Genomic DNA, 14755 nt, shown 5'->3' on the forward strand with positions numbered 1-14755 from the left:
TATTACCTGTTGCCAAATTGAAGCTGCGATCGCAGATACAAGCGGATACATGCGTATAATGTTTGAATATTTTTCTGGGAAGTCGAAAATAGTAACAGACGAAGTATGCAACGGCGGTATTCTCAATACTAGGCTAGATCAATAGTTGCGCTGCTATGCGTCTGATGTATCTTTTTCCTTTATTTTTCCCCAGTCACCAATTTTTACACTAAAGTCTAAAATCCTTTAAAGATGCAACCTACAGATCCCAATAAATTTACTGATAAAGCCTGGGAGGCGATTGTCAAATCTCAGGATATAGTTCGTGCCTATCAACAACAGCAATTAGACGTTGAACATTTAATCATCGCCCTTTTAGAAGAACCCACTAGTTTAGCTATCCGTATTCTGACAAAAGCTGAGGTCGATCCGTTGCGCTTGCAACAACAGATAGAAGCGTTCACCCAACGTCAGCCTAAGGTTGGGAAAAGTGATCAGCTATACCTCGGACGGAGTTTAGACGTGATGCTCGATCGCGCCGAAGAACTGCGTGAGAAAATGAAAGATTCTGATATCTCTGTAGAACATATCCTCTTGGCTTTTGCTGAGGATGAACGTATTGGCCGGCGAGTACTCAAAGGCTTTAACGTTGATACTGCAAAGCTAGAAGCTGCTACTAAAACCGTGCGTGGGAACCAAAGGGTGACAGATAAAAATCCGGAGTCTCGCTATGAAGCGCTACAAAAATTTGGCCGAGATTTGACAGAACAGGCAAAAGCTGGTAAACTTGATCCGGTTATAGGACGAGATGATGAAATCCGCCGGGTAATTCAGGTGTTGTCTCGTCGCAGCAAAAATAACCCAGTATTGATTGGTGAGCCTGGAGTAGGGAAAACAGCGATCGCTGAAGCATTAGCTCAAAGGATGGTAAATGGTGACGTTCCTGAGTCCTTAAAAAACCGCCAGCTAATATCTTTAGACATTGGTAGTTTAATTGCTGGGGCTAAACTGCGGGGAGAATTTGAAGAACGCCTCAAAGCAGTCCTCAAGGAAGTGATTGACTCGAATGGTCAAATTGTCCTGTTTATTGACGAACTACACACCGTCGTTGGCACTGGTTCCAGCCAACAAGGGGCGATGGATGCCGGAAATTTGCTGAAACCCATGTTGGCGCGAGGGGAACTGCGTTGCATTGGAGCCACAACATTAGATGAGTATCGCAAACATATTGAGAAAGACGCAGCCTTAGAGCGCCGCTTTCAGCAAGTATATGTCGATCAGCCCAGTGTAGAAAATACAATTTCCATTCTGCGCGGTTTAAAAGAACGCTACGAAGTGCATCACAACGTCAAAATTTCTGATTCTGCACTGGTAGCTGCAGCCACCCTATCAGCGCGTTACATTTCTGACCGTTTCTTGCCAGATAAAGCCATTGACTTGGTGGATGAAGCCGCCGCCCAGTTGAAAATGGAGATTACATCCAAACCAGCGGAATTGGAAACCATTGACCGCCGCCTGATGCAGCTAGAAATGGAGAAGCTATCATTAGCTGGGGAAGAGAAAGGTACTGCTCAAACTCAAGAACGTTTGCAGCGAATCGAGCAAGAAATCGCCAATTTGACGGAAAAACAGCAGGAATTTAATGAGCAATGGCAAGGTGAAAAACAGTTATTAGAAGCCATCAGTGCTTTGAAGAAAGAAGAAGATGCGCTGCGGGTGCAGATTGAACAAGCAGAACGCGCCTATGACTTGAATAAAGCTGCCCAATTAAAGTATGGCAAATTGGAAGGAGTGCAACGCGATCGCGAAGCCAAAGAAGCGAAATTTTTAGAGATTCAAAGCACAGGCGCTACTCTGTTACGGGAACAAGTCACGGAAGCCGATATCGCCGAAATCGTCGCCAAGTGGACGGGAATTCCTGTAAATCGCTTACTGGAATCAGAACGGCAAAAACTGCTGCAACTAGAGACTCTATTACAAAAACGAGTGGTTGGGCAAGAAGAAGCCGTGACAGCAGTCTCAGCAGCCATTCGTCGCGCCCGTGCGGGGATGAAAGACCCCGGTCGTCCCATTGGTTCATTTTTGTTTATGGGCCCTACTGGCGTGGGTAAAACAGAACTCGCCCGCGCTTTAGCACAGTTTCTCTTTGATTCTGATGATGCTTTGGTACGCTTGGATATGTCTGAGTATATGGAAAAACACTCAGTGTCCCGTCTAGTCGGCGCACCTCCAGGATATGTTGGTTACGAAGAAGGCGGCCAACTTTCCGAAGCAATTCGCCGTCGTCCCTATTCTGTGGTGCTTTTGGATGAAGTTGAGAAAGCGCACCCAGATGTGTTTAATATTTTATTGCAAGTATTAGATGATGGTAGAATTACTGATTCTCAAGGGAGAGCGGTGGATTTTCGCAACACCGTCATCGTCATGACTAGTAACATCGGTAGCGAACACATCTTGGACTTATCCAACGATGACTCTAAGTATGACATGATGCAGAAGCGGGTGACAGAAGCTTTGCGATCGCATTTCCGCCCCGAATTTCTCAACCGCGTCGATGATATCATTATCTTCCACACCCTCGGTCGCTCAGAAATGCGGCACATTATCCGCATTCAACTTAAACGAGTGGAAAATCTTCTGAGAGAGCAAAAAATCTTCTTTGAGATATCCCCAGCCGCTTGTGATTACCTAGTAGAAACAGGCTATGACCCAATTTATGGCGCACGTCCCCTCAAACGCGCAATTCAGAGAGAGATAGAAAACCCCATCGCCACCAAGTTACTAGAGAATACCTTTATCTCCGGAGACACGATTTTGATTGAAAAGGGCGAAAAAGCTCTATCTTTCAGCAAAAAACCCACAGTAAAAGTGCCAGCCCCACAAAATACAGTCAAGTTGTTAGAGTCATCAACTGAAGTGTGAACTGTTACGCATTGAATTTGGGAGCATCCACTTTTGGAAGAAATACCGGGCGATTGGAAATCGCGGCTACACAAACGTTCGCCCTTGGCGTTCCCGAAGGGTAGTCCGCCTTCGCGGACTCTCTGAAACCCGCGTTCGCGTAACGTTCCGCAGGAAAGACGGGTTTAGTTTGTATAGCCCCAGACTACTAGTAGTCTGTCAGGGTTGAAATGAGGGACTGTAGTGTGAGCGTCTCGCTCACGCGGGCTTTTCGTCCCGCACTACCAAAAACCCCTCAAAACAAAATTGACAAACTACTAGTCTGAGAGCGATCCGCCAAAAGTGGATGCTCCCTTGAATTTGCACCATACCTGACGACTGACGACAGATAATCGTCAACGATTAACGATCATATTTTTTGGTTAATAAACCCATACTGTAGGGGCGCGGTTCTCGCGCCCCTAACTTGACAAGAGTAATTAACACCAAGAAATCTGTATAGCCGAAAAATTTTAAAATAGTTAATCTACTTATGGTGTAAGGTTTTCCAGGATTTGCGTTCTGGCTATTTGCTAAGAAGCATGTATAAAATCATGATTGTGCCAATTGCATAAAAGAAAACAATAGCTGCGTAGTAGCGTGGCAAGTCTAATGATTCAAGGTTCACAAAAATTATTGAAAAATGAAAATCATTGCCTATCCAGCCTTTAAAACAAAATACAAAAACCCTTGTAATTGGCTTTTATATACCAATATGCTGCAACAAGAAGTAATGGTTGCAGAATTTTCAGCCAAGAAATTGCTAAGTGAAAAGTATGATATTTTTCACTTGCATTGGGTAGTAGAAACTATTGTTAGACATCCCAATTCATTCATAGTATGGATGAGAGCTATAAGTATGCTCATGCTTATAGACTGGGCAAAAAGTAGGGGAACGCGGATTATTTGGACAATTCACGATGAGAACCCCCATTCAATATTACATTTACAAATAGCAAATTGGTTTCAGAAAGAATTTATTAAACGAATTGATGGTTACATCAGCTTAAGCACAATAGGAAAAAATATCGCTGAGAAAAAGTTGCCAGAACTAAAAACAAAACCATGTTGTCTTGTTCCTCATGGGCATTATCGCAACTTTTATCCTGATCAAATTACCTCTAGTGCAGCTAGAGCCTTACTTAACATACCTGACAACTACCAAATTTTGTTATTTTTTGGATATATTGATGATTATAAAAATGTTCCACATCTAATCAAAATTTTTCGGGAGTTAGATACATCAAACTGGCTATTGGTAGTTGCGGGAAAACTAGAAAGTCCTCACCTAAAGACTGAGATATTATCTGCTGCTGAAAATGATGAGAGGGTTAAGTTATTTTTAAACTATATACCTGATGATCAAGTGCAATTATATTTCAAAGCAGCAAAGTTAGTCGTTCTACCATTTAAAGAAATCCTCAACTCTGGAAGTGCTTTATTAGCTCTTTCCTTTGATTGTCCCATTTTAGTGCCCCAACTAGGTGCAATGCCGGAACTTCAATCACAAGTGGGAGAAGATTGGATTAAACTTTATGCTGGAGAACTCACTAATGAAAATCTTCGTGAGGGATTAAATTGGTCTGCACAACAAACACGTCTCCAAAGCCCACCTTTGGATAAATTGGATTGGAAAATTTCCAGCCAAAATATTGTAGATTTTTATCGTCTAACCAAAGGGTAAATTTTTATGAAAATAGCTTATGTAACTACCTATGATGTTCTCAATACTTCTGGATGGACAAAACATAATTTAGGTAATTATGGCTCAAATCATTATATCTTAAAAACTTTATCTGCTCAAGGTATTCACATTGAAAGTGTAGGCGATTGTCAGAAAAGGTATGGTCTGTTAACTAAGGGAAAATGGAGTTTTTATAGATACTTTGATAAACAAGATTATTATAGGTGGGCTGAACCTATTGTCTGTAAAGATTATGCAAGTCAAATTGCTAAGAAATTATCTCGAATAGATGTAGATTTAATCTTGTGTACGGAAGGGTTTACACCAATAGCTTATCTAAATTATCAACAACCAATTGTACTTTGGCTAGATACAGTTTTAGCAGCATTGATTGATTTTTATCCTTACTTAAGTAACCTTTGTCCTGAAACCAAAAAAAATATTTATTTGCTAGAAAAATTAGCTCTAGATAAATGTAAGCTAGCAATTTTTGCATCAGAATGGGCTGCTCAAAAAGCTGTAGAAATTTATGGCATAAATCCAAACAAAATTAAAATAATTTCTAGAGGATCAAATCTAGAATTAGAGCCAGAAAGAACGATCGCAGATATTATATCTTTGATCAAATCAAGAGGTAATAATACTTGTAAATTAATTTTTATTGGGGTTGATTGGCAGAGAAAAGGCGGTAGCATCGCCCTGGAAGTAAGTAAAGAATTAGATAGAATGGGTTTAGATGTTGAATTAAAAATTCTCGGAGATTTACCAAAAAACAGAGAAAGCTTACCCAGTTTTGTTAAACCTGTAGGATATATTAATAAATCTACAACTGAAGGTAAAAAACAGTATTATGATTTACTTGCTGATGCTCATTTTCTCATTTTGCCCACTCAAGCAGATGTAACTCCTAATGTGTTAATTGAAGCTAATGCTTTTGGTGTTCCTTGTCTAACTACCAAAGTAGCAGGTATTCCTAGCATTATTAAAGATGATGTGAATGGCAAAACCTTTGCTGTAGATGCTGATGTTCAGGACTACACTACATATATTAAAAATTATCTAGCTGATGATCAAAAATATAAAAATCTCGCTCTTTCGTCGTTTAATGAGTATGTAACTCGTTTAAATTGGTCGATAGCTGGTCAAACTGCAAACCAGTTATTTCAAGAATTAATCTCATCAAAAAAAACCAGTATTTAAGTACAACATAAATGTGCAATCTTCTATACAATTTAAACAAGATATCCTGTGTGAAAAATTGTCTAGATTTGGGTTAAACCTCTGTTCTATGCTGGGACAGCCTGTGGATAGCTAATGGGAGTAGGATCATCCAAATTCCTGTGAACAAAAAATTAATACCTGCGAATAATCCCAGCACCCAAACTGCGCTAAAAGGCCATTTATATAAAATCAAAATCGCCAGAATAATAGCCATGATACCGCTAAACAGTACCCAACCCCAGTTGGGGTCACGACGCACTTGAAATGCTGCAATCACTTCAAATACACCCTCAGCAAAAATCACAACTCCCAAGGCTAAGGTGAGAGAAAGTGCAGCACCAAAGATATTACTAATCAACAGAATCCCAGCAATTATATATAGAATACCAATCGCTAGCTGTGGCCAAAATCCTCTTTTTTGCCATGATTGGAATGCGTGGACAAGTCGGACTATACCAACGATAAATATAGTCCATGAGAGTACGACTGTGATGGCAATAGTAGCAACGAATGGTTCTGCGATCGCTGCAATTCCTAGCAATACCATTAAAATTCCTAAGATGATTGACCATTTTGAATTTCTTCGTGCCGATGTTATAGTTTCAGAACTCATCATTTTTTTAAATTTCTCATTAATGTTTTATAAAAAATCTTAAGTAGTGTAGCCCACCAAAACCCGGATATGGTGGGCATTGCCCACCCTACTAATGTATATTTCAAAAATCAAATACTAGTCTTATCTAACTTTTGCTTTTATATATGTCTAAAGTATGAGTGAGTTGAGGAATTAAGAAAAACAATTCTCGATAGATAAATAATATATATTACCTATCTTGCGGCTTCCTCATCCTTTTGTAATAACGTAAGTATTAGTAACTTCTGCAATTTAACTTTAATTATTCTCTCCTCAGAGAGTTGTGCCTTAAACAATTGCAATTGAGTAATAATCATGACTAAACCGATTCAGATTCTGTTACAGACAACGATTCCCACGGATGAAGATGACTGGTATATTGGGCGGTTTTCTTTGCTACGAGACTATCTAGCTTCTTTGAAGAGTGAAACTGGGGAACCCCTCTACCAAGTAACAGCACGCGATCGCCAGAGTGCTGCTGGAGAAAATGATCCTGTTTTAAGTAGTCTAGAAGACTCAGATTTTGATCAACTGTGGCTATTTGCTGTGGATATAGGAGATGGCATAACTCCGAAGGAGTGTGAAAGCATTAGTGCTTTCCGTCAGCGGGGTGGTGGTTTACTTGTCACCCGCGATCATCAGGATTTGGGTAGTTGTGTTTGCAATCTTGGCGGTGTCGGATCTGCTCATTATTTTCATAGCCAGAATCCCGAACCTGATCCCTCGCGCCACTGTCCTGACAACATCGATAATAAGTCTATTTCCTGGCCCAACTATGATTCTGGGTTAAATGGTGATTACCAGAAAATTATTCCCCAGGAACCCTTGCACGACTTACTCAAGAATCTATCATTTTCTGGAGAGATTGAATTCTTCCCAGCTCATCCCCATGAAGGAGCCGTAGGTGTCCCGGCGAACGAGAAGAATGCACGAGTTATCGCTGTGGGTACAAGCCTAGTTTCCGGTCGCAACTTTAATTTAGTGGTAGCTTTTGATAGTGTCGAGGACGAAGAAGGAAATATTTTAGGCCGGGCGATCGCTCAATCCAGTTTCCACCATTTTGCTGACTACAATTGGGATACCGATCTCGGATCTCCTAGTTTTGTCAGTGAACCTCCTGGAGAGGGGATGAAGCAAAATCAACAAGCTCTGGAAGATATTCAAGCCTATGTGCGAAATGCAGCTCTCTGGCTAACTTCCAATACGGTTCGGTTAAGGTAAGAGACGCGATAAATCGCCGTCTCTACAGAAGACTGATTATTGTTCTGTATTTCTTTCTACCTTTGCGTGAAATATAAAAATGTGGTTCATTTAGCGGAAAATCGCTGTAAACGAAAACCTCAATCCTAGTGGTTTCCTGTTCTCTTTTAAACGTTCTAAAATTGATCGAGTAGGGAAATCCGCATTACCTCTTGGCGGATAACAAGCCTGCGAAGAGAGGCGATCGCATGAATTCTACCCTTAAAATCCTCATTGAGAGATTGTCATTTAATTACAAATTATGCTAGAACAAGGCACTATCAGTATTCATACTGAAAATATTTTCCCAATTATCAAGAAGTCCCTCTACTCAGATCACCAAATCTTCTTGCGGGAACTGGTATCCAACGCTGTAGATGCCATTCAGAAGCTAAACATGGTATCTCGCGCTGGAGAGTATAACGGGGAAATCGGCGAACCAGAAATTCAACTTGCCATTGACAAAGATCACAAAACCCTCTCCATCACCGATAATGGCATCGGCATGACTGCAGAGGAAGTGAAAAAATACATCAATCAAGTCGCTTTCTCTAGTGCTGAAGAATTCATTCACAAGTATCAAGGCAAATCAGATCAACCAATTATCGGTCACTTTGGCCTGGGTTTTTACTCCTCCTTTATGGTGGCGCAAAAAGTCGAAATCGATACCCTCTCATACCAAGAAGGGGCGCAGGCGGTTCACTGGAGTTGTGATGGTTCCCCAAATTTCACCCTAGAAGAGTCATCCCGCACAACTCGCGGTACGACAATTACCCTCACTCTCCAAGGAGAAGAAGAGGAATTCTTAGAAGCAGCGCGGATTAAAAATCTAGTCAAGACTTACTGTGACTTCATGCCAGTGCCAATTAAACTGGAGGGTGAGGTATTAAACAAGCAAAAAGCACCGTGGCGAGAATCTGCGAGTAATCTCAGCCAGGAAGAGTATTTAGAATTTTACCGTTATTTGTACCCTTTTCAAGAAGAACCGCTGCTGTGGGTACATCTGAATACTGACTATCCCTTTATCATCAACGGAATTTTATATTTTCCGAAAATGCGCCCTGATGTGGATGTAACGAAAGGGCAAATCAAGCTATTTTGCAATCAAGTTTTTGTTAGCGATAACTGCGAAGAAATTATTCCCCAATTTCTTACACCCATGCGAGGGGTAATTGATAGCACCGATATTCCTCTGAATGTGTCACGTAGTGCATTGCAAGGCGATCGCACTGTGCGGAGAATCGGCGACTACATTGCGAAGAAAGTAGGCGATCGCCTCAAAGAATTGTACCGCGACAGCCGCGAACAATACATTAGCGCCTGGAAAGACCTCAGCACTTTTGTGAAATTTGGTGTTCTCAACGACGAGAAATTTAAAAAACAAGTCGAAGACATCATCGTTTTTCGCACCACTGCTAAAGTTGCCCAAAAAGCTATTGCAGAAACCCCAGTTGTAGAAGTACAGTCACCAGATGGGGATGTTTGGCAAGATGTCACCCCCCCCTCACCCAGTGCAGAGGAAGCAATATCTAGCACTCCCTACACTACTCTCAAAGAATATTTAGAACGCAACAAAGAACGCCACGAAAACCGCGTTTTCTACAGCACCGATGAAACAACCCAATCTACATACATAGAACTGCACAAAAATCAAGGGTTGGAAGTCCTATTTATGGACTCCTTCATCGACACCCACTTTATCAACTTCCTAGAGCGGGAATATAGCGATGTCAAATTTACACGGGTAGATTCTGACTTGGATAACACCCTGCTAGATCAAGACAAAGCTGGAGACATAGTTGATCCCAAGACTAATAAAACTCGCAGTGAGTCCATTAAAGAATTATTTGAGAAATCCCTCAACAAACCCAAAGTCAACATCCGTACCGAAGCGTTGAAATCTGACGATCCTCAAGGAACACCACCGGCGATCGTGCTATTACCAGAAATTCTCCGCCGCTTGCGGGAAATGAACGCTATGATGCAGCAGCAGAATGTAGATTTTCCTGAAGACCACATTTTACTCGTAAATACTGCTCATCCCTTGATTCAAAATCTGGTGAATATCAGTCAAGGTAGTATCATTCAAGATGATGGTCAGCCGTCTACAAATCCACTAGTAAACTTGATTTGCCAACATGTCTACGATTTGGCGCTGATGTCTCAAAAAGGATTTGACGCAGAAGGAATGAAATCTTTTGTCGAACGTTCAAATGAAGTACTCACCAAGCTGACAGAACAAGCTGGTAAGTAGTCAGGAGTCAAGGGTCAGGAGTCAAGGGTCAGGAGTCAAGGTTATTCTCTCCCTCATCTCCCCCACTCCTAATCTCCCGCTTCTGCTACCTAAGTCCTAAAATAGAAAAGCTGTATTCATCTAGAGATACCTATTATGTCCCGTCGCTGCGAATTAACTGGAAAAAAAGCCAATAACGCCTTTGCGGTTTCTCACTCTCACCGCCGTACCAAGCGCCTTCAGCAAGTAAACCTGCAAAGTAAGCGCGTTTGGTGGCCGGGTGGCAATCGCTGGGTAAGATTGAAGCTATCAACTAAAGCCATCAAAACCTTAGACATCAGAGGTATAGAAGCAATGGCCAAAGAAGCTGGAATTAACTTGAATCATTACTAAGCATTGAATCAGTTAACAGTGAACAGTTAACAGTTATCACGATCCCTGATTTTCGGCGCTGTATTCTCACCGTTAACGCACCCTACTGGCGTGGCAAGGTTAAATTTGTGCGTTAACCAAAAATACATCGTACGGGCACGGAACTACTTAGATTATCGGCTTACCGAAAAGATTTAGGATGTTCCCTACGAGAGCAACTCAATGAGATTGTCTTTTATGGGTGGTTCATTTGATTGAATTAATGCAACATTTTAGTCTTGCCACGCCACTACTGATAACTGATTTACGTCTTACCTCTCCATTGTGGGGAGGTTTTGCAGTATTTTACCTTAAAAAACATTACTTTCTGAGGAGAAGTAATCAAACTCCAGGATGATGAGCTATGAGCATTTAAATTGCCAAAATCGCTCTAGAATGCATGATATTTAGGCGATCGCACAGCAGGATATGGAAGTATGATTAAATCTTGGATGGTGATTGGCGGTGTGGCTTTTGTAGTTGCAGCAGCGGCTGGCTTGATCCCACCAAGCGATCGCAAATGGTTTCAACGGTTGCGAAGACCTAGATGGCTAACTTTTGAGGCAGCAATTCCAATTATCTGGACTGTAATATTTATTTGTGGCGCTTGGTCAGCTTATATTGTTTGGGAACGTGAACCAGGAAGCACCAATACCTGGTTACTAATGGGCTTATACTTACTGCTAGAAGTTGTGACTATTGCTTACACTGGCGTAATGTCTAGACTGCGGAGTTTGAAGGTAGGCACAATTATCGGCGGTACAGGTTTAATTATTAGTATTATCTTGACAATAGCTGTATTCAGGATTTCTGGATGGGCAACACTTTTATTAGTTCCTTATTTACTCTGGAGTCCAATTGGTACTTACACAACTTGGCAAATGATGCATCTCAATCCTCAAGATGCTTAATGGTGGTGATGTTTAGGAAAATTCTGGAACAAATACCAGAAAACTCCTATATTCACCAGAAACACAATTAATTTGACTATAGATAAGCCTTGAATCAACTCATAAATTTCTGGGGGGATACTGATACCGACAAGCACTAATACTAGGATATGTGCCCAACGCTTTTCGTACCATAAACCAGCAGCTTCAATAGCGGTGACAATGGCATAAATCCCCGTAGCTACACCACTAAAAGCCAACTTTTTAGGATTGAGATTGAGAATTTTGGCTACAATCCAATCAATAATTTTAGCTTTACCTTCTAAAACATAATTATCTGAAAAATCCTCAAGATATTGATAATTTTTTAGTGCTAAAAATAAGGTAATAGAAGTAATCAGCAGCAACGAAGCCACAAATGTCTTGTAACTAACAATTGCGATTAATCCCAATGAACGCTTTTTCAAATAAACTCCTCAGTGGATATTAGACTAAATTAAATCGGTGAACCGTGATCATGCCTCTTGTATTGATAATTGATAACTGATAACTGATAACTGATAACTGTTGATACCATACATTTATATTAAACGTCCATAGCGTGCTGTGAAACAATTAGCTGAATCGGCTTGATTATTTAACCAAGCCCACATCTGATCGCCGCAAGAAAAATGCCACCATTCTTGAGGATTGCGCTGGAATCCAGCTTTGATCATGACATCTCGCAACAACTGCCGATGAGCATGGTAATATTGTGCCTCTGGATGGGGATGATCAGCATAGTAATCAGGATGCGATCGCTCTGACAATTCATCAATCGGTGAACCCATATTCACAACTCTCCCCGTATTATCCACCAAGCTTATATCCACTGCTGCACCTGTAGAGTGGGGAGGAGGTGTTTTTTCATCCAAACTGGGTACAGCCCAAATTTGATAAACCGCCTCCCAAATTTCTTGGCGTTGATTTGGTGATAACTGGGCTTCAGTCAGTCCCTGCTGTTGAATTTCTGCAGCGAAGGTGTAATCTACCATAAACTGCTGTACTGCTACTGGGCGATAAGCATCAAAAATTTGGATTTGCCATTGAGGATGCAGTAATTGTAGATAATTTTGCGCTTGGATTAAACTTTCAACAACACTCCGACGCAGATAATAAGGAGAACTTTTTCCATAAGTAGCACCGAGTTTTTCATAAGGGTGAGGAGATTCCACCGCAAACAATTCTAAAGGAATTTCCACCAACGGCTCACCACACTCTAAAATTGGGATTTGATGGTAAAGTCTCATTTAATCAGCAGTACAGTACTGATACATTTTAAAGAAACCTTAGCATTTTGTGAATAGTACCAAATACAGAAATTCTCAGTATCTGTAGAGTGGGCATTGACCACCAAAACCTGGATATGGTGGGCATTGCCCACTGATAACTGATAACTGATAACTGATAACTGATACTCGTCACTGCCGATTTTCTAAATCATCTAAAAATTTAAGTGTAAGACTTTCTAGTTTTCTCGAACTAATAGGTTTTATGAATTTATCTAATAGGTTTAAATCTACTATATAATTACCGATTTGGACACCAACTGGTTCTAAATGCTTACCAGGAAGTTCTTGATGTAATAGTGAAAATTTCCGTTGACGTAATTGACTCATTAACCAAGCAACATCACTATTATTTCTGTTTTTTTCATCTTTACATTCATCTTTTTCACTACCAGCAATGGTATCCTGATTAAAAGAAATCAGCCCCGTTAAATTAAATAGACTACTTTTATCGATAAAAAACTGAGTTTGCTTTCTCGTAGGCAGTACTCCTATTGTGAATCTATCGAGAAAATGTGCTACAAAAGCTAGAGGTTGAGGTATGGCACTTTCTGTATCACTAATATCTGGCGCAATTAGTAAAGAGGCTTGACCTTTAATTGAAACCTTTGAAATAGATAAGAAATCAATACTATTTTCAATACTTTGAAATTGTTGATAGCTTGCACAACTATCTGCTAAAATTTCTTTCCATTTATCACCACTTAAAAACTCTAAGAGAGTAATATATTTGCATCCGAGGCTGTGCCCAATCCAAAAATACTTTTTCTTATTTTGATATATATCAAATTGATAATTTAGCTTTTCAGCAATTTTAGGTATTTCTTCAGCTAAGATGTTTTGTTCTTTAAATAAGTCAATAGCAATCGGCCAATGACGAAAGCTAAACCTGAATGGTAACGCCACGATTGTATAACCTTGTGCAAATATTTTGCTTAAAAAATATCGATAAAATACAGTTGGGAAAGTACCAAAAAAAGCACCCCCAATAAACTGAACTACACCCTTTGGCTGAGGATGAATAGCAACCCAACTAGAGGAAATTGGGCGAAACTTAAATTGTGCGTCCATTAAACATAATCCTCAGTGCAAAAGAATCATTGTGAACTACATAATCAAATCACACGATTCCGAAAACACTGAGTAGTCATTTGTCACTTGTCATTTCCTCCCTCACTCCCGCATCTCCTTTTCTTTCCTCCTCTGGAACAGGATCGTAACCTCCTGGATGAAATGGATGACAACGCGAGATGCGCCGAATTCCCATCCATCCACCGCGCCACACTCCAAATCGCTCAATTGCTTGGATAGCATACATCGAACAAGTTGGCTGAAAGCGACAAGTCGGGAGAAACAACGGTGAAATAAACATGCGGTAGCCGCGAATCAATCCAATCAATAATAATTTCATGGCTGTAACCTAAATCTAATAAAGTAGTAACAAGGGTCTAAATTTTTTAGTAGCGCCTTTGTTAAGTAAACTTCCCGGTTTAGAGTTGATTCCCGCTTTATGGCTAGAGATTGCCATTGTTGCTGTTTGGGTATTACTCATTCTAGCGATCGCCTGGGGGATAAATCGTTTCGCCAATGATGATCCAGAAATTGTGCGGAAGATAGTTCATATTGGCACTGGCAATGTGATTTTGCTTGCTTGGTGGTTGAACATCCCTGCAAGTGTAGGCATTACAGCTTCAATTCTCGCAAGTGCTATCACCCTATTATCCTACCGATTGCCGATTCTTCCTGGCATTAATAGCGTCGGCCGCCAAAGTTTAGGCACATTTTTTTATTCTGTGAGTTTCGGTATTTTAGTTGCTTGCTTCTGGTACTTACAACAACCCCAGTACGCAGCACTCGGAATTTTGGTCATGACATGGGGCGATGGACTAGCCGCCTTGATTGGACAGCGTTTTGGTAAACATAAATATAAAGTTTTTGGGGGACAAAAAAGCTGGGAAGGGTCTCTGACTATGACTCTCGTGAGTTATATTGTCAGTAGCTTAATTTTGCTAGGTGTGCAGGGTAACATCTGGTCAACTTGGGTTATATCATTGGTAGTGGCATTGGTAGCTACAGGCTTAGAAGCTTTTTCGTTTCTTGGTATTGATAATCTGACAGTTCCGTTAGGTAGTGCAGCCTTGGCTTTTTTCTTAATTCAGATGCTTCCGGTTGGCTAATAGAGTTTGACGGAAATAA

Annotated in this window: 13 protein-coding genes; 8 read left to right on the plus strand and 5 right to left on the minus strand. The window is 40.7% G+C overall.

Translation table 11 applies throughout. From position 1 onward, the window contains the following. Positions 1-231 precede the first annotated feature (231 nt). The 3 genes from clpB to CAL7507_RS10230 all read left to right on the plus strand — a co-directional run bounded on the left by clpB (position 232) and on the right by CAL7507_RS10230 (position 5803). The gene (clpB, locus tag CAL7507_RS10220) at positions 232-2901 is read left to right on the plus strand and encodes an ATP-dependent chaperone ClpB (RefSeq protein WP_015128390.1); all 2670 of its coding nucleotides are present in this window, start codon (positions 232-234) and stop codon (positions 2899-2901) included. A gap of 661 nt (positions 2902-3562) precedes the next feature. Further along, on the plus strand, positions 3563-4603 hold the full coding sequence (locus CAL7507_RS10225; RefSeq protein ID WP_015128391.1) for a glycosyltransferase family 4 protein: 1041 nt from the start codon (positions 3563-3565) through the stop codon (positions 4601-4603). A 6-nt stretch (positions 4604-4609) separates the two neighbouring features. Continuing rightward, a complete protein-coding gene (locus CAL7507_RS10230; RefSeq protein ID WP_015128392.1) occupies positions 4610-5803 on the plus strand; it encodes a glycosyltransferase family 4 protein in 1194 nt (397 codons plus the stop codon). A gap of 73 nt (positions 5804-5876) precedes the next feature. On the opposite strand, the gene CAL7507_RS10235 is transcribed toward CAL7507_RS10230, so the two are convergent. Then, complete coding sequence (locus CAL7507_RS10235) at positions 5877-6437, minus strand: HdeD family acid-resistance protein (RefSeq protein ID WP_015128393.1); 561 nt, start codon at positions 6435-6437, stop codon at positions 5877-5879. A 336-nt stretch (positions 6438-6773) separates the two neighbouring features. Here CAL7507_RS10235 and CAL7507_RS10240 point away from each other — a divergent pair, with 336 nt between their 5' ends. From CAL7507_RS10240 to CAL7507_RS10255, 4 genes are all read left to right on the plus strand, one after another. After that, positions 6774-7679 carry a hypothetical protein gene (locus CAL7507_RS10240; protein WP_015128394.1) on the plus strand — a complete coding sequence of 302 codons (906 nt, stop codon included), beginning with the start codon at positions 6774-6776 and terminating at the stop codon, positions 7677-7679. Positions 7680-7959: 280 nt separating this feature from the next. Beyond that, positions 7960-9951 (plus strand): molecular chaperone HtpG, encoded by a 1992-nt coding sequence (htpG, locus tag CAL7507_RS10245; RefSeq protein WP_015128395.1) that lies wholly within the window; start codon positions 7960-7962, stop codon positions 9949-9951. A gap of 135 nt (positions 9952-10086) precedes the next feature. Then, positions 10087-10323 (plus strand): 50S ribosomal protein L28, encoded by a 237-nt coding sequence (gene rpmB, locus CAL7507_RS10250; protein WP_015128396.1) that lies wholly within the window; start codon positions 10087-10089, stop codon positions 10321-10323. Between the two features lie 455 nt (positions 10324-10778). Beyond that, positions 10779-11252, plus strand: coding sequence for a TspO/MBR family protein (locus tag CAL7507_RS10255; RefSeq protein WP_015128397.1), 474 nt, complete (start codon positions 10779-10781; stop codon positions 11250-11252). Here the strand turns inward: CAL7507_RS10255 and CAL7507_RS10260 are convergent. The 4 genes from CAL7507_RS10260 to yidD form a co-directional block, all read right to left on the minus strand. After that, positions 11249-11698: a DUF2127 domain-containing protein gene (locus CAL7507_RS10260; RefSeq protein ID WP_015128398.1), complete on the minus strand. Its 450-nt coding sequence runs from the start codon at positions 11696-11698 to the stop codon at positions 11249-11251. The genes CAL7507_RS10255 and CAL7507_RS10260 overlap by 4 nt on opposite strands. 114 nt (positions 11699-11812) lie before the next feature. Further along, complete coding sequence (locus CAL7507_RS10265; protein WP_015128399.1) at positions 11813-12520, minus strand: M15 family metallopeptidase; 708 nt, start codon at positions 12518-12520, stop codon at positions 11813-11815. A gap of 171 nt (positions 12521-12691) precedes the next feature. Next, positions 12692-13630: a DUF1350 family protein gene (locus CAL7507_RS10270; RefSeq protein ID WP_015128400.1), complete on the minus strand. Its 939-nt coding sequence runs from the start codon at positions 13628-13630 to the stop codon at positions 12692-12694. Positions 13631-13706: 76 nt separating this feature from the next. Next, positions 13707-13970, minus strand: coding sequence for a membrane protein insertion efficiency factor YidD (gene yidD / locus CAL7507_RS10275; RefSeq protein WP_015128401.1), 264 nt, complete (start codon positions 13968-13970; stop codon positions 13707-13709). A 58-nt stretch (positions 13971-14028) separates the two neighbouring features. On the opposite strand from yidD, the gene CAL7507_RS10280 reads away from it, so the two are divergent. After that, positions 14029-14736, plus strand: a complete 708-nt coding sequence (locus CAL7507_RS10280) for a diacylglycerol/polyprenol kinase family protein (protein ID WP_015128402.1) — start codon at positions 14029-14031, stop codon at positions 14734-14736. The last annotated feature ends 19 nt before the right edge of the window (positions 14737-14755 follow it).

It is taken from the genome of Calothrix sp. PCC 7507, assembly GCF_000316575.1.
In the GTDB taxonomy this organism is placed as follows: Bacteria; Cyanobacteriota; Cyanobacteriia; order Cyanobacteriales; family Nostocaceae; genus Fortiea.